Genomic DNA, 23,741 nt, shown 5'->3' with positions numbered 1-23,741 from the left:
GCAGGCTCCGTTGGGTGGTGATCGTGATTGCTATGTGTGTCAGTTGAATCGAGCCCCTCACCCTAACCCTCTCCCCAAAGGGGCGAGGGGACTGACCGAGGTGTTCTTGGATCTCCATCGACCTGAAAAACCGAGTCGAACTCAGATTCTGCAAAGCCCCCGATCGGCTCCCTTTCCCCCTCTCCCCTCTGGGGAGAGGGTTGGGGTGAGGGGTGGCTTTTGAATCAAAAGGTGTAATCAGCGGTAACGAAAAACGACCGCGGTTCGCCGAGGATCCACTGCTGGCCGTCATTGTATTGGCTTTGCGCGTACTGGCGGTCAAACAGATTGTTCACCTGCAAGCCCAGCGTGGTATCGCGCCGGGCTTTCCAGGACAGCGTCGCATCGACCACGGTGTAGCTCGGCAGCTCATTGCTGTTGGCCATGTCGGCGTATCGCGCATCGACATATCGCACGCCCGCACCGGCCTTCAGCTCATCGCTGAGCGCTTTGTTCAGCCACAGATTGGCGGTGCGCCGGGGCACGTCCACCGGCCGATTGCCATTGCGCGACACCGGGACACCACCGAGCATTTCTTCGAAATCGTCGTACTTGGCTTTGACGATTGCAGCGTTGGCCTGCAATTGCCAGGCGCGCGGCAGTTGCAGATCCAGGCTCGCTTCCAGGCCATTCGACGACTGTTGGCCGACCTGTTGCTTGAGCGTCGGATTGCTCGGGTCATCGGTCAGCAATTTCTTTTTGACGATGCGATACGCCGCCAGCGTGAACTCGCCGCGCTGATCCCAGAACAATTGCTTCATGCCGATTTCGCTTTGCCGGGCGCTCGCCAAGTCGTATTGCTGCTGCCCCGGGCTCAGGGAAATCAAACCGCCGACACCATCAGTGCTGGTCGCCAGTTGGCCGTAAAACGAAGTATCCGGGGTCAGCGCAAACACCAGACCGGCCTTCCAGTTATTGCCGGTCAACGTCTTGTCGCTGCGGCTGTCGTTGGTCAGGTCCGTGCGGTCGATGTGCACATAATCGCGGCGCACGCCGGTCACCAGCGACCAGCGCTCGCTCAGTTGTGTACGGTTTTCAGCGAACACCGACATCTGCTTGGTCGTCGACTGAAACTGGCCCCGGTACGGGTTGCTGCTTTCGAACTGCCCCGGTTGCGGGTGATACAGATCCAGCGTTTGGCCGTTCGGCAGCACGTCGTTGAACGGCGAATTGCTTTCGAGCTGGAAGCGGATGCGGTTGTAATCGACGCCGGTCACCGTTTGGCTGTCGAGGCCGAACAGGCTGTGCTTGAAGGTAAACGTCTGCCGATCACCGAGCTGTTCCTGCGTATGGCCGATGCCGAAATAACCACTGCGGCTCAATTGTTGAGTGTCGCGGTCGAAGTTGTAATTTTCGGCGTTCTGCCAGCGGCGTTGGGCCTTGAGGTAATACAGCTCGTTGCTCGAGCTGACGTTATCGGAAATCTGCCAGTCGCTGGTCAGCCGCGTCCATTGATCGTTGTAGTGCTGCCTGTCGTTGCTGACGTTGTAATTCTTGTCGCGCAGGCTGTGCTTGAAGCGGCCATTGATCAGCGGCGTGCCGAAATAATTCATCGGTTTCTGATCGCCGTAATCGTGTGCCAGGGTGAACGCCAGATCGTCCGTCGCCTGCCAGCGCAGGGCCGCGCTGATGAAGTCGCTGGCGGCGTCGCCACGGTCGATCCAGCCATTGCTGCGCAGGTGATTGAGGTTCAAGCGATAGCTCAAGGTATCGGTCAGCGAACCGCCGCTGTCGAACGCTTGCTGCTGACTGTCGTAGGAGCCGTAGCCGAGGCGCAGGTGGTTTTCGATCTCGCCGGCGAAAGGCTTTTTCGGGATCACGTTGACCACCGCACCGGTTGCGCCCTCGCCGTACAACACCGATGCCGGCCCGCGCAACACATCGACGCGCTCCTCCGACCAGGTGTCGACCGGGAACGTGCCGGTGCCCATGCCGGTGTACAGGCGGTTGCCGTCGAACAACTGCATCACCGAACTCTGCCCGGTAAACCCGCGCGCCGACAACGACGTGCCGCCATCACCCGGCGTGCCTGTGCGGCTGATCCCGGTGCTGCGCGACACCGCGTCCTGCACGCTGCGATCCCCGCGCGCGCGGACCTGCGCGCCGCTCAGGCTTTCGACACTGGCCGGGGTTTCCAGCGCCGTCAGATCCAGCCGCGAACCGGCAGTGGTCGGCGTGTCGAGGCGCACCGTTTCGTCATCAACCACCGGCGCGGTGATGGTGCCCGTAGGCAAGGTCAGCGCTTGGGCGCAAGCATGATTATTGATGGCGAACAGGCAAAGGCTGGACAAGAGGTACTTGTTCATCGGGGCGGTGAATCACTTCTGCAAAAGAAAACCCGCAACGTTCCTGTCGCGGGCGGGGCGGTGCATTTGCGTATACAGCAACACTAAAAATGACCGAGCAATAAGCGCGCGGATTGTACAGATCCCTCTAAAACGCGCATCTCGGCTGTTTCATGATCAAGGTGAGGGGGATTCAGGTTGTGCCGGGCGCAGACTTTTTATCGCCAAGTGATGCAGTGCAACTGGCATTTATGACAGTAGACCGCCTGTGCTGACCGCTATAGCTTGAATCCTCGCCAACAATGGATGTGGGGGTTATGTGTGTCGTCGCCAAGCTTCAGCCGTGCCATCGGCACTCTGGTTTTATTCAATTGTGCAGTGCTTATGGCGGAGCAGGACTGCCTCAGTACCTGGAAAGACAATCCCGTCAGCCAAAGTTGCAAGGCCTACGTCACTGCTGCGGCGCCGGATCAAATCACGCCGCTGTTCGAGGATCTGCAAGATGGTCAATGTGCAATGACCGTGACTTGCAAGAACCGCTACGGCGGCGGTACGCCGAATCTGGGGGTGCAGTTCAAGAAAACCGACTTGCTCAACCTGCACAATTGCAACGGCGAAATGCAGGTTGAGCCGTGCCGTTTTCAATAAAACAACTCATGGCCAGTGGCAACACCGGCCCTGAGCGTGCGCAACCATCACGCCGCTGAGTTTGGCTCGGCTTGGCGATTGAAGCGCGACAGCACCACTCGATCCAGCAACCAAACGACAATCAGCGACGCGCCCACCAGCGGGAATATCACCGCCAGCGCGAACATGATGACCATCGCGGTTTTCCATTTCGGCAGGTCGTGGCGCAGTGGCGGCACCCCGAGTTTTCCGCTTGGGCGACGTTTCCACCAGATCACCACGCCGCTGACGGCGCTGAGCAGAATCATCAGGCAGATCAACATCACCACGATCTGATTGAACACGCCGAACATCTTGCCCTCGTGCAGCATCACGCCGATTTCAGTGGCGCGGGCGACGGTGTTGTAGTGCTCGAAGCGCACATCGGCGAGGACCTTGCCGGTGTATTGATCGACGTGCAGCGTGGCGTCGTTGCGCGGGTCGTCGGCGAACACGGCGATGGTGAATACGCCGGTGGCGGTGGTCGGCAGGGTAATGCTGTAGCCCGGTTCGACCTTGCGTTGTTCGGCGATGTTTTGTACGTCTTGCAGGCTGATGGTCGGCGCCGCTGGCCCGACCGGTGCGGCGCCGTGGGCCATGTGTTCGGCGTGATCGCCGGACATTGGCATCGGCGTATTTTCCATCGCCCAAGGCACGGTTTGGCGGGTCGCGGTGTTGAGGCTGCGGGCCTCGACGTCGGACTTCGGCATGTCATTCCACATCGCGGCCGGGAAGCTGTTCCAGACGTCGGCGTATTGCTTGCCCCAGAAGCCGGTCCAGGTCATGCCGCTGAGCAACATCACCAGCAAAAACGCAGCGCCCCAGAACCCGGTCACCGCGTGCAAATCGCGCCACAGCACGCGACCGCGACTGCGCATGCGTGGCCACAGCACGCCGGCGTATTGCCCGCGCGGCCACCAGAGGAAAACCCCGGACACCACCAGCACCACGCCCCAACCGGCAGCCAATTCGACCAGCCGATCACCAACGGTGCCGATCATCAATTCACCGTGAATCGAGCGTGCGAGCGCTTGCAGGTTTTGCTTCGCGTCCTGCTCGCCGAGGATGTCGCCGTGGTACGGATCGATGAAGACGTTGAGTTCGTTGCCGGCATTGATCAGGACAAATTGGGCGCTGCGTTCGGCGTTGACCGGCGGCAGGTATTGGGTGATCTGGCCCTGTGGATAAGCGTTTTTGACGCGCTTCATCAGTTCATCGGCGGACACCGTGTGGTGGCCGGCCGGGACGTTCATCAGGCTGCCGTACATCAGCGGATCGAGTTGCGGTTTGAACAGGTAAATCAGGCCGGTCAGGGCCAGCATCACCATGAACGGCGCGACGAATAGCCCGGCATAAAAATGCCAACGCCAGGCCAGGTTGTAGAAATTCGGTTTGGGCTGTGTCATCACGTGTGCTCCGCTTGGCTTGGATCTTATGTTGTTTCACCGCAGTCCCTGTGGGAGCGAGCTTGCTCGCGATTGCATCAGGTCAGTCAACAAAGATGTTGAGTGAGAGACCGTCATCGCGAGCAACCTCGCTCCCACAGGTTTTGCATACTGTTAAAAGCTCATATCCACCTTGGTCCAGAGCGTGCGCCCCGGTTCGTTGATGGCTTGCGGGTCGTTGGCCGGGTAGCCAAAACCGGCGTTACCGGCCAGGTTCAAATGCTCGGCGTAATTCTTGCCGAACAGGTTGTCGACGCCACTGCTGACCTTCCAGTTCTTGTTGATGCGGTACGCGCCATTCAGCGAGAACACGCCGAAACCCGAGCTCTTGTCGAAGTCCTTGCCGACCACGTTGCCCTTGTTCTGGTCGATTCGATTTTGCGCTGCGACCACACGCCACAACGCCCCGGCGCTCCAGTTTTGTTCGCTGTAAGTCAGGCCGAAACGCGCGTCCAGCGGCGGCATCTGCGGCAATGCGGTGCCATCGCTGCTGTTCTTGCCCCATGCGTAGGCCAGGGTTGCGTCGGCCTTCCAGTTGTCGCTCAGCTTGTACGCGGCGCCGAGTTCGCCGCCCATGATCCGCGCGTCGATGTTCTGCGCTTGCGAGGTCGCGCCCATCATCCCCGGCGTGTAGTTGAACAGGATGTAATCGCGCACCTGGCCGACGTAAGCCGAGGCCCAGGCTTCAAGATCTTCGGTTTTGTATTGCAGGCCGAAATCCAGCTGAGTGGTCTTTTCCGGTTTGATCGAATCAAAGGCATTCACTGAACCGGCAGGCCCCGAGTTCGGCGAAAACAGTTCCCAGTAATCCGGGAAGCGCTGACTGTGACCGAGGCCGGCATACAGCGTGGTCGGGCTGTCGGCGAGGTCATGCTCGTAGCGGACAAAACCGCTGGGCAGGGTGTCGGCGCGGGTGTCGTCAGCGGTCGGATTGGCCCGTGTCATCATTCCCGAACCGCTGGTCTGCCGATAATCCTTGGCCGAAGCGCGGTCCAGGCGCGCGCCAGTGATTAGCCGATCGCGGTCGGCGGCGTACCAGGTCAGTTCGCCGAAAACCCCGTAGTTGTGGAAGTCGGCGTCCTTGGTGTACGGCAGGTTTTTATAGGTGTCGATGCCCATGCTGCTGCGCTGGCGGTGTTCATTGGTCTGCGCGTCGATGCCGCTGATCAACTGCACATCGGCCCAGCGCCAGGTGGCTTTGATCCGCGCGCCGAGCGTGCGACGGTCGACGTTGGAAGCCATCGGCCCGGCCATCATGCCGGTGCCGGACGGCGTGCGCAGGGTGTAGTTGTCCATGACGTGGTCGGCGTAGTTGTAGTAGACCTGCGCCTCGACCTTATCCAGCACTTCGCCGATGTTGGACTTTTCGAAACGCAAACCGAGGCTTTCGCGTTTGAACTGCGAACCGTCCATGCCGCGCCCGGCGTAACGTGCTTCACCGTCGCCCTTGCCGGCGGTCAGCTCCAGCAAGGTGTCGGCGTCGGGCGTCCAGCCCAGCGCGACGTCGCCGTTCCATTTGTCGTAGCGCGAGGCAACGGTGTCGTTGTTGCCGTCCCTGTAGTCGTCGGAATGCGCGGTGTTGCCGATCACCCGCACGTAGCCCAAAGGCCCGCCCGCCGCAGCGTCGACGACTTTGTCGAAGCGGCCGTTGGAGCCGGCCAATACGCTGGCATTCACCCGCGTGCCGAGTTCGCCGAAGCTTTCCGGTTCACGGTCAAACAGGATCGTGCCGGCCGAGGCGCCCGGTCCCCAGAGCACGGTTTGCGGGCCTTTGATCACGGTGAGTTTGTCGTAGGTTTCCGGTGAAATGTACGACGTCGGCGCGTCCATCCGGCCAGGGCAGGCGCCGAGCATCATGCTGCCGTTGGTGAGGATGTTCAGCCGCGAACCGAACATGCCGCGCAGCACCGGGTCGCCATTGGTGCCGCCATTGCGCACCAGCGCGAAGCCGGGAATGGTCTTCAGGTAATCGCCGCCATCGCTGGCCGGCACCGGTTGGCGCGGGTCCTTGGGGTTGGTGACGATGGTCAGCGGCGAACTCGGGGCGATTGCGGTGATGACCGTCGGGCTGAGTTCTTCGGAGTGGCCGGCGTGATCCTCGGCCAAGACCATCGGGCTCAGCATTACCCCGCACAGGACGGCGGTGGCGTGAATGCAGCAAAAAGGCGAGTAACGAAAACGGGTGTAGCAAAAACGTGTGTCAGCAGAAAACCTGGACATGAAAATTTCCATCGAACAGTCGTAAACGACACGGCCGGCAAGCTGCGTGAATCCCTGTAGAAGCGGGCTTGTGTGGCGAGGAGGCTTGCCTCCGTTCGGCTGCGAAGCAGTCGTGAAACCAGTGCCCGCGGAGCATCGGATGCACCGCAGTCAGAGGTTTTGGGACCGCTTCGCGATCCAACGGGGGCAAGCCCCCTCGCCACAAAAGCCCGTTGCCACAGGGTTACTTCAGTTGTCTGCAAACCGTGTGAGATCGGGTGAGTGTTTACGCGACGATGGGCGGCGCGCGGGTGCGGGCGCCGGGGAAGAACGACAGCCGGGCGTGGCCCAGGCGAGGGGAGGGCGTGGTGAAAGTGTTGGGGGGTGGTGTGTCAAAAGCGACGAAAGTCTGCCCGCCGGTCAGCGCCGGGCAGTTGAACAACAGACTGCAATAACCGCATTTCTCCCACAGCGCATGATGCTCGGCGGCGGGCGGGCAATGTTCAGCGGCGGCTTGCTGCGCGTGTTCGCCGTGGACGTCCGGGCCCATGTCCATCGACATGCTCATGTCTTTGGACATGGACATGGACATGGACATCGAGGTCATTGCGGCGGCGCGTTGATCCATCGGCATCGACTGAGAAATCAGCGGTCCGATGAAGATCATCAGCATGGCGAACAGGCTGATCCAGCTCCCGCGCGTCAGGCTTAACGTCTGATGGCGGTGGGCGGAGGTCCTGGCGCGAGGCGGGCGCATGGCGTTATCGGCTCAGGTGCTTACTGGGCGTGCGCGTGCATTTGCGCGTCTTTCGGCGGCTGCTTCTGCACCGTGACTTCAACCGTCACGTTGCCGGACTGCTCGAAATGCAGGGTCAACGGGAAGCGTTTGCCGTCGGTCAACAGGCTGCGATCCTTCAGGTCCAGCAGCATCACGTGATACGCCATCGGCGCAAATCTGACCTCGCCGCCGGCCGGGATTTCTACGCTGGGCACTTGCTGCATTTTCATCAGGTCATTCTGTTTTACGTGCTCATGCAGCTGCGCTTGCGCCGCAATCGGCGAATCGACGCTGAGCAAACGGTCGGCGGTTTTCCCGCCGTTGTGAATCACGAAATAAGCCGCGACGGTCGGTGCGTTGGGCGGCAGTTCCTGCGACCACGGATGGGCGATTTGCAATTCGCCGGCCTTGAAATCAAGAGCATTGGCGAAGCAGGCAGGCAGCAGCAACGCGGCCAGAACGATGAGTTTGTTCAACATGGCAGATCTCCAGGACGATTCAAAACGCAGGTCGATTGCGAGAAGGAATCACACCAGAGGGGAAGCGCGGGGATTGAGACTTGGCCATTGCTGGCGCGGTGTCGGCGTGTCGAGCGTCACCGCAGGCTGGGCTTTATGGCCCTCGAACCGGGCGAAATACAGCTGCGGCACATGCCCCGGCAACGCAACCAACGGTGCCGAGCCGGAGCAACACCAGCAATGCTGCATGTTGGAGTGATCGTCATTCTGCGGCGCTGGCGAGTCAATCGGCCCCAGTGAAATAGCGACCATTTTGCTGCCGCTGGACGTGCAAAAACTGCCCCACAATATTTGCTCGGCGGGTGACTTCGCCGACTGCGCCATCGCCCCGGTCATCGGCATGGCGAGCATATTGAACAGCACTGCAAAGCAGGCGATCCAGGCAAATGCGAGCCGTTGTCGGGACATGAGACAAATCCGGTAGGTGGACGATCAGGCGCGGCTATTTAGCCTGATCAGGGCCGATAAGTAAAAAAGCGGCGTGCGGTGTGGTGTCGCAGCATGCTTTCAAAGAGTGTAGCGGCTTCAATTCGGATTGCCTCGGCGAGTTGCGGGGGCACTTGGCGTTCTGCGTCGTCAGTCAAATCGCCCTCGCGAGCAGGCTCGCTCCCACATTGATTGCATGACACTGAGAGCAACTGTGGGAGTGAGCCTGCTCGCGAAGGCAGTAGGTGCCGTTCGCAGCTTTCAGCGCAGTCCATATTCAGTCAGAGCCCAAAGGACTTCATCTGCCGAAGCAAACTCCCGATCAACCGCCGCCAACACCGGCCGCTTCAATACCAGCACCGGCACCCCGCGCTCGCGGGCAACTTCGAGTTTCGGCTCGGTGGCGGTGCTGCCGCTGTTTTTGCTGATGAGCACGTCGATCTGGCCGCGTTGGAACAGCTCTCTTTCGTCTTCGAGCAGGAAAGGGCCGCGCGCGCCGATGATTTCGCAGCGCTCGTTGCCGGGGTAAACGTCGAGGGCGCGTAGTGTCCAGAATTGCTCCGGGGGGATGTCGTCGAGGTGCTGCAAGGGCTCGCGGCCGAGGGTGAACAGCGGTCGGCGGAAGGGCTTTAGCGCCTCGATCAGTTCGGCCCAATCGCGGACTTCGCGCCAGTCATCCCCGGCCTGTGGCTGCCACGCCGGGCGGCGCAACGCCCAGCATTGGATGCCGCTCAATTGCGCGGCAGTCGCGGCGTTCTGGCTGATTTGCGCTGCGTAAGGGTGGGTGGCGTCCAGCAGCAGACCAATCCGTTCATCGCGGATGAATTGCGCCAGACCTTCAGCCCCGCCGTAACCACCGACACGCACCTGGCAGGTCAAATCCGTCGGCACCCGACCGACACCGGCAAGGCTATAGATATGCTGCGGCCCCAGCGTCCGGGCAATCGCCAACGCCTCCGTCACACCACCAAGCAACAACACACGTTTCATCAAAAACTCCTGCATGGCAGTGCAAAAAAAACAACGACCAACCCAACCCCCGTGGCGAGCGAGCTTGCTCGCGCTGGGCTGCGCAGCGGCCCCAAGGATTTGCGCAGCGGCATAGATCCTGTGAGTGCTGCGCCCTCAAACGCGAGCAAGCTCGCTCGCCACAGGTGCTCATCGGTCGGGAGGTTTACGTTAACTTCCTGCATGCCCGACTATCCCGCCCTGACGATCAATCGCGAACACTTCGACCTGAACCTGCGCGGGCACTACGCTGCGGGCAAACTCCAGCGCGTGTCGGCACACTGCGTCACCCAGGGCGATTCCCGCCGCGCTGGCCATGGCCAGCGCCTGTTGGCTGGTGTTGGCGGCGCGGATCGATTGCTGCAACGCCTCATCGGCGCCAATCGCCGCCGCCCATTGCGCCAGTTGCGGCAGGTCGATGCTGGAATGGCGGCTGTGCAAATCCATGTGGCCGGCCGCCAGTTTGCTGATCTTGCCGAAGCCGCCACAGATGCTCAACTTATCCACAGGCACGCGGCGCAGGTGTTTGAGGACCGCGCCGACAAAGTCACCCATTTCGATCAGGGCGATTTCCGGCAAGTCGTAAACCCGGCGCATGGTGTCTTCGCTGGCGTTGCCGGTGCACGCGGCGATGTGCTGATAGCCGTTGGTTTTGGCGACGTCGATGCCCTGATGGATTGAGGCGATGTACGCCGCGCAGGAAAACGGCCGGACGATGCCGCTGGTGCCGAGGATCGACAAACCGCCGAGAATCCCCAGGCGCGGATTCATGGTTTTCAACGCCAGCGCCTCGCCATTCTCGACGTTGACCGTCACCTCAAAACCACCGCCATAGCTCAGCTCCGCAGCCAGCGACGTCAGGTGATCGGTGATCATTTTGCGCGGCACCGGATTGATCGCCGGTTCGCCGACATTCAACACCAGACCCGGCCGGGTGACGGTGCCGACGCCCCGGCCAGCGATAAAACGAATCCCCGGCGCGGCGCCCAGGCGCACGTGCGAGTAAAGCAACGCGCCGTGGGTCACGTCCGGGTCGTCGCCAGCGTCCTTGATCGTTCCAGCCTCGGCGCCGTCATCGTGCAAACGGCAGAATTCCAGGCGCATCTGCACCTGTTTGCCTTTGGGCAAGATGATCTGCACCGCGTCCGCCGCCAAGCCGCTGAGCAACAGGCGTGCGGCGGCGAGGCTGGTGGCGGTGGCGCAGCTGCCGGTGGTCAGGCCGCTGCGCAGGGGCGCGGGCTGTTCGGCGGTTTCGTCACGCATCGAACGGCTTCGTCACGTCGAGCAAAGTGATCGGCAGTGCCTGGCGCCAGGTGTCGAACTCGCCCAATGGCTGGGCCTGGGCGATGTGGATGCGCGTCAGCTCGCCGCCATGCTGTTCGCGCCAGGCCATCAAGGTCATTTCACTTTGCAGGGTCACGGCGTTGGCGATCAATCGACCGCCGGGTTTGAGCGCGGCCCAACAGCTGTCGAGCACGCCATCACGGGTGACGCCGCCACCGATGAAAATCGCGTCCGGGCGTTCGAGCCCGGCCAAGGCGTGCGGCGCGCTGCCGCGAATCAATTGCAAACCGGGCACGCCGAGCGCGTCGCGGTTGTGTTCGATCAAGGCTTGGCGGCCGTCATCGGCCTCGATTGCCAGTGCGCGGCAGCTCGGGTGCGCGCGCATCCATTCGATGCCGATCGAGCCGCTGCCGGCGCCGACGTCCCACAGCAGTTCGCCGGGTATCGGTGCGAGGCGGGCGAGGGTGATGGCGCGGACATCGCGCTTGGTCAGTTGCCCGTCATGCTTGAACGCTGAATCCGCCAGCCCGGCGAGGCGTGACAGGCGCGCGGTGCCGGGTTCGGCGCGGCACTCGATGGCGATCACGTTGAGATCGGCAATATCCGCAACCGCCCATTCAGCCGCGACACCGTCGATGCGCCGTTCCGCCTCACCGCCCAAATGTTCCAGCACGGTCATTCGGCTCGGGGCAAAACCGCGCTCGCGCAACAGCTCGGCAACCGCCGCCGGGCTGCTGCGGTCATTGCTCAACACCAGCAACCGTACGCCGCTGAACAGCTGCGCATTCAGGGCCGCCACCGGGCGGGCGACCACCGACAGCGTTACCACGTCCTGCAGCGGCCAGCCCATGCGCGCCGCCGCCAGCGAGCAGGATGACGGCGCCGGCAGAATCAGCATCTGCTCGGCCGGCACCTGCCGCGCGAGGCTGGCGCCGACGCCGAAGAACATCGGATCGCCGCTGGCCAGCACGCAAACCGCTTCGCCAGCGTGCTCCAGCACCGGCGCCAGGGAAAACGGACTCGGCCACAATTGCCGCTCGCCACGAATGCACACCGGCAACAAATCCAGTTGGCGCTGACCACCAATGATCCGCGAAGCGCCCAGCAGAGCCCGTCGAGCGTGCTTGCCCAGGCCCTTGAAACCGTTTTCACCGATACCTACTACTGTCAGCCAGGGCTGCATCTGCCGTCCTCAAAAATAGTCCTGAAACGGACTGATCCGACGGGCAGGCTTTTCATGCCGTCGAACAAAGCAGGCATAATACCGCGCCTTCGCCCGCGAAGCGCCTTCGCCACTCTGCCGGTCTGCCCTTTGAACCCACGTCCGTTGTCCTGCGCTTTACGCCCCTCGGCTTGCCCGGGGTTGCTGCGTATTGTCCAGGCGCTGGATGGCGGGATTTGCCGGATCAAGTTGAATGGCGGCGCGATCAGTGCTGATCAGGCCGATGCGGTCGCCGCTGCCGCCGAGCGTTTTGCCGCTGGCGTAATCGAGGCGACCAACCGCGCCAACTTGCAGATTCGCGGGATCGGCTGCGCCGAAACGCCGCTGATCGAAAGCCTGTTGGCCGCTGGATTGGGCCCGCGCACGGCGGCGGGCGATGACGTGCGCAACCTGATGCTCAGCCCCGGCGCCGGCATCGACCGGCAAATGCTGCTCGACACGCGGCCCTTGGCCGAAAAGATTCTTGGCAGCCTGCAAAGCCATCCGCGTTTCCATGAGCTGAGCGCCAAGTTCGCCGTGCAACTGGACGGCGGCGAAGCGCTGGCGATGCTCGAACATCACCATGATTTGTGGCTGAGCGCGGTTGAACAGGATGGCGAATACCTGCTCGCGTTTGGACTGGCCGGCTGCCCGAGCGATACGGCGATTGCTGCGGTGCCATTGGCGCACGGTCATGCGCTGGTGATTGCGGTGCTTGAGTTGTTCCTCGACCTGGCGCGCCCCGAGCAGACGCGCATGCGGCATTTGCTCGGCGAGTATCCGCTGGCAGATTTCATCGCAACACTGGCCGAACGCGTGCCGCTGCTGCCCGTCGAGTACACGCCGCGCATTGCCAGCGCCGTGCACATCGGCGCGCACCCGCAGGGGCAGACCGGGCGCGTGTATGTCGGCGCGGTGCCGCCGCTGGGCCGGCTCGATCCGGCGATGCTGCGCGGCGCGGCGCGATTGGCCCGCAAGCACGGCGACGGCACGTTGCGCTTCACCCCGTGGCAAAGCCTGTTGCTGCCGAACGTCGCCGAAAGCGCCGCCGCGCAAGTTATCCACAACCTGGAAAAACTGGGTCTGCGCTGTTCCACCGCCGACGCGCTGGCCCACGTGATCGCCTGCACCGGCGCCGCCGGTTGCGCCAAAGGCCTGGCCGACACCAAGGGCGATGCGCTGCAACTGGCGGCGTTGCTGCAACAGCATGGGCCAATCCTCGATGTGCACCTGTCCGGCTGCGCGCGTTCCTGCGCCGCCGCGCACAGTGCGCCAGTGACCTTGCTGGCGGTTTCACCGGGTCATTACGACCTCTATTTTCGCGATGCAACGCTGCCGGGATTCGGCGCATTGCACGCACGCAACCTTACTATTGAAGCGGTCGCGGTTTTGCTCGACGACCACTCACGGAGCCCCCTAGATGCTTGATTACATCCGCGACGGTCAGGAGATCTATCGCAACTCCTTCGCGATCATTCGTGCCGAGGCCAACCTGGCGCGCATTCCCGCCGACCTGGAAAAACTCGCTGTGCGGGTGATCCACGCGTGCGGCATGGTCGAGGCCATCGACGGTCTGCAATTCTCCGAAGGCGCCGGCAAGGCTGGCCGCGCGGCGCTGGCCGCCGGGGCGCCGATCCTCTGCGATGCGCGGATGGTCAGCGAAGGCGTGACCCGCGCGCGCCTGCCGGCGAACAATCAGGTGATCTGCACCTTGCGTGATGACAGCGTCCCGGAGCTGGCCCGCGAGTTGGGCAATACCCGTTCCGCCGCCGCGCTGGAACTGTGGCGCCCGCACTTGGAGGGCAGCGTGGTGGTGATCGGCAACGCGCCGACCGCGCTGTTTTACCTGCTGGAAATGATCGATGCCGGCGCACCCAAACCGGCGCTGATTCTCGGCTTCCCGGTCGGTTTTGTCGGCGCCGCCGAATCCAAGGCGATGCTCGCGGCGGACAGTCGCGGCGTGCCGTTCGTGATCATGCAGGGCCGGCTCGGCGGTAGCGCCATGGCCGCCGCTGCGGTGAATGCCCTCGCCACGGAGATCGAATGATGCAGCAACCTGGACGCTTGATCGGCCTCGGTGTCGGCCCCGGTGACCCGGAACTGATCACCGTCAAAGCCCTGCGCCTGCTGCGCGAGTCGCCGGTGGTCGCGTACTTCGTCGCCAAAGGCAAAAAGGGCAATGCGTTCGGCATCATCGAAGCGCATTTGCAGGAAGCGCAAAACCTGTTGCCGCTGGTTTACCCGGTGACCACCGAAGCGCTGCCGGCGCCGCTGTCCTACGAACAAGTGATCAGCGATTTCTACGACCGCGCCGCCGAGCAACTGGCCGAGCATCTGGACGCCGGGCGCGACGTCGCGGTGATTTGCGAAGGCGACCCGTTTTTCTACGGTTCCTACATGTATTTGCACGACCGTCTGGCCGAACGTTACGTCGCCGAAGTGGTGCCCGGCGTCTGCTCGATGCTCGGTGGCGCGTCGGTGCTGGGGTCGCCGCTGGTGTATCGCAATCAGAGCTTGTCGGTGTTGTCCGGCGTGTTGCCGCACGACGAACTGAAACGGCGGCTGGCGGATGCCGACGCGGCGGTGATCATGAAGCTGGGGCGCAACTTTCCCAAGGTGCGTCAGGTCCTCGAAGAACTCGGTTTGGCCGAGCGTGCGCTGTACGTCGAGCGCGCGACCATGGCCAATCAGAAAATCGTCGCGCTGGACCAAGTCGAGCCGATGTCCTCGCCGTACTTCTCGCTGATCATCGTCCCCGGTGAACGGTGGCAAGGGTGAGCGGCCGTCCTGCCCCAGCGATTGTCATCCTCGGCAATGGCAGCCTCGCCACCGCGCGACGGATTCAGCAGCGCTACCCGGATGCGGTGATTTATGGACTGGCGGGGCGCGTTGAAGGCGCTGACCAGAGCTATCAGGAATTCGGCGCGACCCTGCGCGAACTTTATCAACGGGACACGCCGATCATCGCCCTGTGCGCCGCCGGGATTGTCATCCGCACGTTGGCGCCGTTGTTGCTGGAGAAGGGCGCCGAGCCGCCGGTACTCGCCGTCGCCGAGGATGGCAGCGCCGTGGTGCCGCTGCTCGGCGGGCTCGGCGGGGTCAACCGGCTGGCGCGCGAAATTGCTGCGGCGCTGGAGGTTTCGCCAGCGATCACCACCAGCGGCGAATTGCGTTTCGGCACGTGCCTGCTCAACCCGCCGAGCGGTTACGCCTTGGGCGATCTGGAGTTGGGCAAGCGCTTCGTTGCCGATTTGCTCAGCGGCGAAACCGTGCGCGTCGAAGGCGCGGCACCGTGGCTGGCCGACGCGCAATTGCCGCAGGATTTGCAGGCGCGACTGGCGATTCATGTCGGGCATGCCGCGCGGCAAGCGGATGCCAATGAACTGCTGATTTATCCGCGTAATGTGCTGGTGGCGTTGACGGCGGGCTCGGCGCAAGCCATTCGCGCGGCGTTGCACGAGGCCAATATTGCCGTGCAATCGCTGGCCTGCTTGTTGGCCGATGAAAGCGACATGGCCAACCCGACGTTGCGCGAAGCAGCGCTGGAGTTGGGCGTGCCGCTGCGTTTCAACCCGCGCTCCGGCAGCGTGGTGGAGCTGGGCCGAAGCGCCGTGAGCGCGCCGCTGAGTGAAATGGCGGTCAACGATTCGCTGGCCATCGTGGTCGCAGCCGAACCGCTTGATCCGCTGCTGATCGGTCGTCCGCGCGGACGTCTCGCAGTGATCGGCCTCGGCCCCGGCGCTGCCGAACTGATGGTGCCGGCAGTCAAAGCCGAACTGGCGCGAGCCAATGACGTGCTCGGTTACGAAACCTATGTGCGCATGGCCGGGCCGTTCCGCGCCGATCAAGTGCTGCATTGCACCGACAACCGCGAAGAGATGCAGCGTGCCCGCCACGCCTTCGAACTCGCGGCGCAAGGACGTTCGGTGGTGGTGGTGTCGTCCGGTGATCCGGGCGTGTTTGCCATGGCTGCGGCGGTGCTCGAAGCGTTGCACGAGTCGAGCGATACCCACTGGCACAACGTCGAGTTGGAGATGCTGCCCGGCGTCTCGGCATCGCTGGCCACGGCGGCCCAGGCCGGTGCGCCGTTGGGCCATGACTTTTGCGTGATGTCGCTGTCGGACAACCTCAAGCCGTGGTCGATCATCGAAAAGCGTCTGGACCTCGCCGCACAGGCCGACCTGGCGCTGGCGTTCTACAACCCGATCTCACGTTCGCGGCCATGGCAATTGGGCCGTGCACTGGAGATCGTCGCGCAGCACCGCACCGCTGAAACACCAGTGGTGTTGGGGCGTGACATCGGCCGGCCGGGGCAGACGTTGCGCGTGACCACGCTGGGCCAATTGACCCCGGACCAAGTGGACATGCGCACCATGGTGTTGATCGGTTCATCCACTACGTGCGTGTTCCCGCGCGCCGGCGGCGGTGAGTGGGTGTATACGCCGCGCTGGTATGGCGACAAGCCTGGCAGTTGACGCAAAAAACCAACGCCTCTTCGGAGGCGTTTTTTTTGCTCTAATTTTTTGCACTTATTAGATGGCAAGTTACCTTGGTCGAAGTTTCAAGTTGTGTAGACATTTGTTGAATATCTTTCGGGTTTGATAAGCGCGACCCAAGTAGTTAGTTTGGCGGCAGAGCGATTCCCGTCGGTCGAGTCGGATAGCAAGTTAACCAATCGCACTCAACTCTTATTTTCTGATGAACTTGTTCCAATCGTTGCCTTGCGGAATTTGAATACTTCGCCTGTGCGTGAATGATTTGCTTTGTTAATTATGGATGCTCAATCATGAGTCAACAGGAAGTTGTAAGCGGTGATGAATACGTCGGTATTGCCGATCTATTGGAACGTTCGATGCTGGAGCGCGCACTTGAGCCTTATCGAAACAACGCACTGTATGACGCGATCTTTCGTTACTACGACGGTTGCATCGAAGCACCGGATGACCAGAGTTTGCAGCGTCCGCTTGCGCTGTTGAAAGAAGCCCTGGCGACACTGTTGCCGCCAGTGCGCCGACGGCGCGGTTCCGAACAGTCGCTGCCGGCCGATGGCGGTGACGGGGCGATTGTCAGTATTCATCAGAAGGTCAGCGATTACGGCGAACGTGTTGCGACCAGTGTCGATACCCTCAGAAGCACACTGCCCGCCGTCCCGAAGAAGTTGCACTTTGTGTGGCTCGGCGGCGGTGTCGGGGAAATTCAGCGTGATTACATCAAGGTCTGGGAACAGGTGATGGCGCGCGATGGCTATCAGATGATGTTGTGGTATGACGCCGACGGACTTCTTGCCTACGAAACCCACCGAGTCATCGTCCAGGCGGCCAAGGCCAGCGCAATGGCTGCGGGCGGCTCGACGCTTGCCGATTCAAGGGATTTGCGCAATTTGTACATCGAGCGGCTGATCCCGCTCAAAGAGCAGCTGTTCATCCATTTGCAGAGAGCGCAGGCCTCGGGCCGCAGTGCCGATGAGGCGCGCATCCAACTGTTGGTCCACGGTTATGGACAGGATGAAGTTGCACTGCGGGCGTTGCGTGAAAAACATGCAAACAATATGGCCGCGATGCAAAGCAAGGATCTGCTGTTGCGCGACCTGAACAAAGTTGCCGGGCCGTTGCGGATGGCGGATATCTATCAACGCGAAGTTAATTTGCGTGGCAACTTTGCCGGGGCGTCGGACGTGGTGCGCGCTGAAGTTCTCTACATTGAGGGCGGGTTGTACAGCGATGTGGATAATCTTCCGCCGCTACTGGAAAAAATCGGCGACGTAAATATCAGCCAGTTTGCCGAAGACGCTCGGCTGGGCGTCTTGCAGTTACTGTTGGATAACAATCCTGACTGGATGCCAGGTCGGCAAAAAGTTGCGCAGCGGTACACCCGTTATTTTGATTCGATTCCGCAGGAGCATCGGGCGGCACTTCTGACATTTGCGCAAAGTGCCCCGCAGTTGCACCAGGTTTTTCAATTGCCGGAGAACATTCTGGTGCGGCCCGATGGTCTGCGTGCCGTGGCCGTCGGCGGCGCCGTCAGCAACAGTTATATGGCGGCCCACGCGGGTTCCAGATCGCTTGACGCGGTGATTGATTGTTACCTGATCAACTACGAGGTTGTAAAAAATACCTCGCGGCGTGCGGTGGAGCAGAACATCAGTCCTGCGGATAATCCGGCCATGGCGAAGCTGGCATTGGCGGCGGCGGCCGAACTGTTCGGTCCGTTGCACGAACTGCCCGACATGGAGGAGTTCGCTGTCGACGAAATGGCCCAGGGAGCCGCCGATTATTACAGCGATGGGATTATTCCCGGCAGCGAAAGCACGATCTATCTGACCGGGCCAATCGCGATGATTGAAGGGGTCGGCGATTACGAGAAAAGCAACCTGACGCCGAGGTCCGCCGAGGAGCTGCGCCTGCTCATCGGCATCAAGGGCAACAGCGCCGTCAATCGGCAAACCGAAGAAGAACAGGACCATTCATGGAAGGAGCAGGCGCCGTCGTCCGATGAGTGGCTGGTGGCAGAACAGGCACGCTGGCAGGAGGGCAATTTCCAGACGCGTTACAAGGGCGACCTCGCGCAGTTACTCAACCGCCACAGCATCGAGTTCGACGCCGGATGGCCGTTGATTGAAGGCCGGCATGTGCTGTCCAGCGCCATCCTCCAACAGCTGCTCAATCACCTCGGCGAGCCATTTTTGCGGGCGATGAGTGAGGCCAGCGACGCCCTGGTGACGTTCGACACATTGTTGCCGCTGAGTTTTGATGATCGCCAGGCGATCCTCGCACAGGACACCAAGACGTTTGCGCCGGCGCCACCCAGCGACGCGACGACGCAAGGTCTTTCCATCATCGAAGTGCTCGAACGTCTTGCCAGTCAATCGCTGCCCATCGAGCAGCTGACTTCCGCTCAACGCTTGCAACTGGGCCAGTTGCTCGGCCTTGCCTCGCTGGACAATCGCAGCTTCGCCGCGGTTGCCGGCGAGCTCGACAACCTGGCCAATAAAATCAGCGATAAAGGCATTGCCGGTCGCTACGCGGTGATCGAGGAACAGCTGTTCAAGTACAAGTCGCCGCAGTTTCTCGCTGGGCTGAGCTCAACAGGCCGGCGCCCGGCGGAGCATGGCGAAACGGCGTTGATGCTGAAGAAAAACGCGATCGAAAGTCCTCTGAGCCTGCATCAGTGGGGCGCCGCTGCGGCGCGTATCCAGCAAATCGCGCGGGACGAGTTTCGTGAGCAACTGGTGGTGCGTGCCGGCGAACTGATGGACGGGTTTCATACCGGGACCACCAAGTTCGTGCCTCAGGATCTGTTGTTCGATGGTTTCGGCGACACCATCGGGCGGCGCTGCTATCCGCTGGTGCTGGCGATGGCGGCCGCCGTTGCCCAGGGCGACGCGGCCATCACCACGTTGCGCGAACGTTTTTTCATGAGCGTCGTGGCGCCTGAACAGAGCGATTCGCACACGTTCGTGCAGGCCATTCATGAGCTGCACAGTGTGCAAGAGCACGATGTCGGCAGCGTGCTGGCGCGCTCCACCGTCAGGCAGGTGGTGGATTTGCTGGCGTCGCGCACCAGCACCTGCACGTTGCTGCTCAACTCCGACAACCATTCGATGCTGGTCGCTCGAACCTGGGACGGTGAGCACAGCACGTATCACTTCTACGATCCGAACCTGGGGATCATCGGGTTCAGCAATTCCGAAGACATGCACAGCGCGCTCAAAGGATTTTTCGAAGAGCGCGGCATGGCGGTTTTTTATGGCGCTTATGGCGAGCCGACTCAGCCGAGCTTCGATCTGATCGAATTGCAAGGTGCGCAGATTGCGAAAATCCAACTGTCCTCCGGCGTTCTCATCGAACAGGTGCTGCTGCCCGGTAACCTGGAGGGAATCCCCGCCGCCGATGTGCGCAATCGGCTGGCCAGCGCCCGAGGCGAATCGTTGTTGCACAACCCGAAACTGGGCAAGAGCCTGATGTCGCTCGACAGCCACTGGTGGGGCGAACAGATTACCCGGGCGAGCAACGACCTGCTGACTGCAAATGGGCTGACGCCCGACTTTATTCCGGTATTTGAAACCCTCGAGATCGCTCCCGACGGCGGCTACCACCTGACGTTGATCAAACCGCAAAAACCCGGAGTCGCCGAGCAAACGGTCCAGGTCAGCACCGACGATCCGCGCTTTCTGCGGATCAAAAACCACCTGACCGAACTGTTCGAAAAATTGACTGCGCGGCGCCTCAGTCCGCTCGACCCGACCGGTGCCGGGGCGGTGCACACGCTCAACGCCGGGTTTGCCATTCAGGCCTTGATGAACGCCTTGCGCGGTCGCGAGGGCGAAGCACGCAGTTTGACCCTGGCGGTGCGCCTGCATGCTTACGTCAACTACGCGCAATTGCTCCACGGTCTGGTCAGCGACATGGCCGGCATCGTCAATCTGGTACGCCAGGGATTGGCGCAAGAACGGCTGATTGCGCAAACCAGTTCGACGGCAGTCGGCGAAGCCTTCGGGCATGTGGCGGGTGAAGGCGTCGGCACGGTATTGGGGCTGGTCAATGTCGGGTTCGATATTTACCAGTTGAGCGAATCGGACAACGACGCCGACGTCGCGCGATTCGGCACGCAACTGGCCTTCGACTCGGCGAGTGTGGTGCTTGGCGCAGCGGCCATGGGCGCAGGGTTGGCGTCGGCAGCCACGGCGGCAGCGTTTCTCGGCGGCGCGTCAGTGATCATTGGTGGCCTGGCGGTGGGTATCGGGGCGTTGGCCGAAGGCTTTTCCCAAGTGGCCGAGAGGTCGAAGCAGGTCGGGATATTTTTCCACGAACTGGACCAGGCCTATCGTGGCCCCGCTTTCACTTGGAACACGCACCAGAATGCCTGGCAGGCGCACCCCCGGCTGATGATCAAAGGCATCAACTTGCGTGATAGCCGGGTGTTCTACGACAGTCAGCGACTGTTTCCGTTGCGCGATCATTTTGGCGTGCCGGATTACGACGTGGATTACCAGCGAGCGATCAATGTGCGGCAAAGCCTGGGGCTACCGGGAACGAGCAACTTCGCGCCTGCGCCTGACGAGGTGATTATCCTGCCGTGCACACCGCAAACGTTTTACGGCTACGACTATCACTCGCTACCCTTCGCGCTGCAGCGCCATGACCTCGGTTTTGATGTCGCCCGTCGTCTGGAGAAGAAAAACGCGCAGGGCGAATGGCAATTTCTCTTCGCGTTTTATTCGTTCCCGGGCGAATACATTGTTCAGGCGATCCATCCGGTATTTCAGCCCGACAGCCCGACAGTCATTCAAGTGGTGCTCGACGATGTGCCGCGCACACTGGTGGTGCCGATGCTGCTCAAGAGCTGGCAGGGGCAGATCGTTTATGAAATTGAAGCAGGTGATGCAGCGGGCCGGTTGATGCTCAATCAAGGCGTCAACGTGATGCTCAAATCGCAGTTGCCGAAAACCTTGCACTGGACACTGCTGGCGCCGTGGGCGACGGAAAGCGACGTGCAATTGCTCCCCGGCGCAGCGTTGAAAATTGGCGACGTGACTATCAGCTACAGCGGCAAAGCGCTCTTCGACTTCACTTTGCACCTGGCGGGCAACACCAGGTTTATCGTCGATCCGCGCCGCAAAGTGCTGATCCTTCAAGAGGCCGCCGAGCAGCCGGGCACGTCGGCACTCGCACTGCAAAAGCACTTCAAGGAATTGGCCCGCGAACATCGGCTGGAGCTGCCGTTTACCCCTGTGCACGAGTTTCTGGTGCCATTCGATGACCCGGCAGAGGAGCGCTTTACCACGGCCTATTACGATTCGGGCGAAGAGCGCTTTTTGTACATTCAGGACGACGATGCGTTGGTCCCGGAAAACCCGGTATTGGGCGCCGTGGTCGATGGCTCGGCCTATTTCTACCATCCGCAGGGTGTCGAGATTTACCAGACCGACGTGGTCAGCGGCCTGATCATCCATCGCTATCGCCTGATGCTGCGGCCCGGCGAATCGACCGTGACGCAATGTGTTGCGGTGCCGGGCGGCGGGGTCAGGGTGGTGCAGCATTTTGCGCAAGACGGCCAAGGCTTGACCCTTGACTATTTGCTGACTGACGAAGGGGTGTTCCTGACCTCGCTGACGCGCGAAGTCGATCACACGCTCGAAGATATCCTCGGGCAAGCGCCATTGCTGGCTGACTGGAAATCCTTGCTGGGCGATTACGTTGCATGGCCGAACGTGCGTTCTGAATATCGTTTCGAAACATCAATCTGGCAATTGGCGGTGTTCGTTTCGATTCACTGGAAACCGGACGCGAACAGTTCCGACATGAGCTGGGTGCGCAGCAGCGATGGCCTGATTATTCGACCAATGCCGCCGCGTGGGCATGCGCGCGGCTGGGGGGATTCGGACAAGGATAAGAACCAGTCGAACCTGCTGGCGCCGGGCGGGGCCGAGGGCAATGTGTTTGCCGTCTATACCCGTGACAGTCCGCGCCTGTGCGTGCAGCGCTGCGTGATTGTTGAAGAACAGGTTGCGGTGTCGATCGAATGGAAAACCGTGGCAGACCTGAAAAACGTGGTCGCGACCGAAGAGGGTTGCCTGGCCCTGACCGATAAAGGCCTGCTCTACGAGCTGACGGCGCAGGGCGAATTGCAACTGGCAGGGGTGAACGAAGTCTGGTTCAAGGAGCGCCCGCAATGGTGGGCGCAGCTGCCGGCGCTGGTGGCCGAAGCGCCTTTGAGCACGCTGACGCTGATCGGCTTGAGCAATGCCAGCGGCGATGCGCGGTTGTGCGCCTGGTATGTCGAAGGGCGCTTGCTGTTGGCGGATCTGGGCGGCGGCACGGCGGTGCGCTTGCTCGGGATTACCCCGGATAATGCCGCCGTGTGGTTGTTTGATGTCAGCCGTGGGCAGATTTGTCGGCAGGCATTTTTGCCCGAAGCGACATTGGCGGTGGCCTTTGGTGATGGTTCGCGATTGTTGGCGGCTGACGCGTTGCCGGTAGCGCAACCGCTGTGGACCGAATGGTTGTTCAGCGACGTCAAACGCTCGGGCGCCGGCCTGCTCGCCACGACCGTGGAAGGTTTGCAGATGCAACTCAACCACCAGGAGCCAGCGTTGCTGGTGGGCGTTGACCGTCAATGGGCGCGCGAACACGCCGCTGCGTTGGCCGAGCATCTGAAGGCGCTGGCGGCTGACTCGTCGCGATGCGCGCCGTTGCTGACGGTGGCGAGCGCGGGTGGCCAGCAATGGTTTGTCACAGGCACTGCACGCTTGTTTGCAGCCGCCAGCCTGGCCCATCCCGAAGTGACCGTTGCGGTGGGTACCCAACAGCAGAATAACGTGCTGTTGTTTGATGCTGCCGACGGATTGCTGCGCCGTTATCCGCTGCACGATGTGCTCGGGCCGCTCAGCTATCTCCAACGCGACGCCGAACTGCTGACGGTGGGCAGTGCGCAGGCGCTGGATGATCTGCTGCCGCTGATTCCCGATGATGTCAGCACGCTGATTCTGCGTTTGAGTGGCGAAGGCACGGTTTGCCAATTGTCGCAGGACGTCTGGCGTCGCCTCGAGTCGGTGATCATCGATTGCCGGCCGCCTCTGGGCAGCCCTGTGCCTGCACCGGTCAGGCTGGAATGGGCATTCCTTGCGCCGGAGCAATTGATTGTCAGCCTGGTAGATGAACACCTGGTGGTGCTTGATCCTGACACATGCCACAGCCTGATCTTCCGTCAGGTAAATGCGACAGATGTCGCGTTACGCGGGGAAGTGTTGCTGGCGATTCCAGGATATCAGTCATTTGCCATATCGACTTTAGTGAAGGTCTTTTTAGAACAAGGCCTACCGGCCTTTGCACTGCTGACAGCGTTACTACCTGCCGTGAAAGTTAAAACATTAGAAAGTCAACTCTGACTTTT

Annotated in this window: 15 protein-coding genes; 6 read left to right on the top strand and 9 right to left on the bottom strand. The window is 61.6% G+C overall.

The genetic code is table 11. From position 1 onward, the window contains the following. Positions 1-224 precede the first annotated feature (224 nt). Positions 225-2,345 carry a TonB-dependent receptor gene (locus BLU01_RS09540; RefSeq protein ID WP_092273939.1) on the bottom strand — a complete coding sequence of 707 codons (2,121 nt, stop codon included), beginning with the start codon at positions 2,343-2,345 and terminating at the stop codon, positions 225-227. 300 nt (positions 2,346-2,645) lie between these two features. Here BLU01_RS09540 and BLU01_RS09535 point away from each other — a divergent pair, with 300 nt between their 5' ends. After that, positions 2,646-2,972, top strand: coding sequence for a hypothetical protein (locus tag BLU01_RS09535; protein WP_157720154.1), 327 nt, complete (start codon positions 2,646-2,648; stop codon positions 2,970-2,972). A gap of 47 nt (positions 2,973-3,019) precedes the next feature. Here the strand turns inward: BLU01_RS09535 and BLU01_RS09530 are convergent, their stop codons facing one another. From BLU01_RS09530 to cbiE, 8 genes are all read right to left on the bottom strand, one after another. Further along, positions 3,020-4,396: a PepSY-associated TM helix domain-containing protein gene (locus tag BLU01_RS09530; RefSeq protein WP_092273933.1), complete on the bottom strand. Its 1,377-nt coding sequence runs from the start codon at positions 4,394-4,396 to the stop codon at positions 3,020-3,022. Positions 4,397-4,549: 153 nt separating this feature from the next. Then, positions 4,550-6,655: a TonB-dependent copper receptor gene (locus BLU01_RS09525; protein WP_092273930.1), complete on the bottom strand. Its 2,106-nt coding sequence runs from the start codon at positions 6,653-6,655 to the stop codon at positions 4,550-4,552. A 265-nt stretch (positions 6,656-6,920) separates the two neighbouring features. Next, positions 6,921-7,391 carry a DUF2946 domain-containing protein gene (locus BLU01_RS09520; protein WP_092273927.1) on the bottom strand — a complete coding sequence of 157 codons (471 nt, stop codon included), beginning with the start codon at positions 7,389-7,391 and terminating at the stop codon, positions 6,921-6,923. 20 nt (positions 7,392-7,411) lie between these two features. Then, complete coding sequence (locus BLU01_RS09515; protein WP_092273924.1) at positions 7,412-7,891, bottom strand: copper chaperone PCu(A)C; 480 nt, start codon at positions 7,889-7,891, stop codon at positions 7,412-7,414. A 48-nt stretch (positions 7,892-7,939) separates the two neighbouring features. Beyond that, entirely contained in the window at positions 7,940-8,338 is a 399-nt protein-coding gene (locus BLU01_RS09510; protein WP_092273921.1) for a DUF2946 domain-containing protein, read from the bottom strand. Positions 8,339-8,617: 279 nt separating this feature from the next. Further along, positions 8,618-9,346 (bottom strand): cobalt-precorrin-6A reductase, encoded by a 729-nt coding sequence (locus BLU01_RS09505; RefSeq protein ID WP_092273918.1) that lies wholly within the window; start codon positions 9,344-9,346, stop codon positions 8,618-8,620. A gap of 189 nt (positions 9,347-9,535) precedes the next feature. Further along, positions 9,536-10,627 carry a cobalt-precorrin-5B (C(1))-methyltransferase gene (locus tag BLU01_RS09500; RefSeq protein WP_092273915.1) on the bottom strand — a complete coding sequence of 364 codons (1,092 nt, stop codon included), beginning with the start codon at positions 10,625-10,627 and terminating at the stop codon, positions 9,536-9,538. Further along, positions 10,620-11,831, bottom strand: a complete 1,212-nt coding sequence (gene cbiE, locus BLU01_RS09495) for a precorrin-6y C5,15-methyltransferase (decarboxylating) subunit CbiE (protein ID WP_092273912.1) — start codon at positions 11,829-11,831, stop codon at positions 10,620-10,622. Before cbiE ends, BLU01_RS09500 begins: the two co-directional genes overlap by 8 nt. 54 nt (positions 11,832-11,885) lie before the next feature. On the opposite strand from cbiE, the gene cobG reads away from it, so the two are divergent. From cobG to BLU01_RS09470, 5 genes are all read left to right on the top strand, one after another. Continuing rightward, positions 11,886-13,277, top strand: coding sequence for a precorrin-3B synthase (gene cobG / locus BLU01_RS09490; RefSeq protein WP_092273909.1), 1,392 nt, complete (start codon positions 11,886-11,888; stop codon positions 13,275-13,277). Further along, on the top strand, positions 13,270-13,896 hold the full coding sequence (locus BLU01_RS09485) for a precorrin-8X methylmutase (RefSeq protein WP_092273906.1): 627 nt from the start codon (positions 13,270-13,272) through the stop codon (positions 13,894-13,896). Before cobG ends, BLU01_RS09485 begins: the two co-directional genes overlap by 8 nt. Then, entirely contained in the window at positions 13,896-14,627 is a 732-nt protein-coding gene (locus BLU01_RS09480; protein WP_092281546.1) for a precorrin-2 C(20)-methyltransferase, read from the top strand. Before BLU01_RS09485 ends, BLU01_RS09480 begins: the two co-directional genes overlap by 1 nt. Continuing rightward, positions 14,624-16,324 carry a precorrin-3B C(17)-methyltransferase gene (gene cobJ, locus BLU01_RS09475; protein WP_092273902.1) on the top strand — a complete coding sequence of 567 codons (1,701 nt, stop codon included), beginning with the start codon at positions 14,624-14,626 and terminating at the stop codon, positions 16,322-16,324. The genes BLU01_RS09480 and cobJ overlap by 4 nt, the downstream gene beginning before the upstream one ends. Before the next feature lie 311 nt (positions 16,325-16,635). Beyond that, positions 16,636-23,736 (top strand): TcdA/TcdB pore-forming domain-containing protein, encoded by a 7,101-nt coding sequence (locus tag BLU01_RS09470; RefSeq protein ID WP_092273899.1) that lies wholly within the window; start codon positions 16,636-16,638, stop codon positions 23,734-23,736. Positions 23,737-23,741: the final 5 nt, after the last annotated feature.

Origin of the sequence: Pseudomonas prosekii (assembly GCF_900105155.1) — a bacterium.
GTDB classification, from domain to species: Bacteria; Pseudomonadota; Gammaproteobacteria; order Pseudomonadales; family Pseudomonadaceae; genus Aquipseudomonas; species Aquipseudomonas prosekii.
This window is presented reverse-complemented; position numbering and strand designations above follow the sequence as displayed.

Coding starts and splice junctions, on each gene's coding strand:
- BLU01_RS09540 (WP_092273939.1), bottom strand. CDS start 2,345: ATGAACAAGTACCTCTTGTCCAGCCTTTGCCTGTTCGCCATCAATAAT.
- BLU01_RS09530 (WP_092273933.1), bottom strand. CDS start 4,396: ATGACACAGCCCAAACCGAATTTCTACAACCTGGCCTGGCGTTGGCAT.
- BLU01_RS09525 (WP_092273930.1), bottom strand. CDS start 6,655: ATGTCCAGGTTTTCTGCTGACACACGTTTTTGCTACACCCGTTTTCGT.
- BLU01_RS09520 (WP_092273927.1), bottom strand. CDS start 7,391: ATGCGCCCGCCTCGCGCCAGGACCTCCGCCCACCGCCATCAGACGTTA.
- BLU01_RS09515 (WP_092273924.1), bottom strand. CDS start 7,891: ATGTTGAACAAACTCATCGTTCTGGCCGCGTTGCTGCTGCCTGCCTGC.
- BLU01_RS09510 (WP_092273921.1), bottom strand. CDS start 8,338: ATGTCCCGACAACGGCTCGCATTTGCCTGGATCGCCTGCTTTGCAGTG.
- BLU01_RS09505 (WP_092273918.1), bottom strand. CDS start 9,346: ATGAAACGTGTGTTGTTGCTTGGTGGTGTGACGGAGGCGTTGGCGATT.
- BLU01_RS09500 (WP_092273915.1), bottom strand. CDS start 10,627: ATGCGTGACGAAACCGCCGAACAGCCCGCGCCCCTGCGCAGCGGCCTG.
- cbiE (WP_092273912.1), bottom strand. CDS start 11,831: ATGCAGCCCTGGCTGACAGTAGTAGGTATCGGTGAAAACGGTTTCAAG.
- cobG (WP_092273909.1), top strand. CDS start 11,886: ATGCCGTCGAACAAAGCAGGCATAATACCGCGCCTTCGCCCGCGAAGC.
- BLU01_RS09485 (WP_092273906.1), top strand. CDS start 13,270: ATGCTTGATTACATCCGCGACGGTCAGGAGATCTATCGCAACTCCTTC.
- BLU01_RS09480 (WP_092281546.1), top strand. CDS start 13,896: ATGCAGCAACCTGGACGCTTGATCGGCCTCGGTGTCGGCCCCGGTGAC.
- BLU01_RS09470 (WP_092273899.1), top strand. CDS start 16,636: ATGAGTCAACAGGAAGTTGTAAGCGGTGATGAATACGTCGGTATTGCC.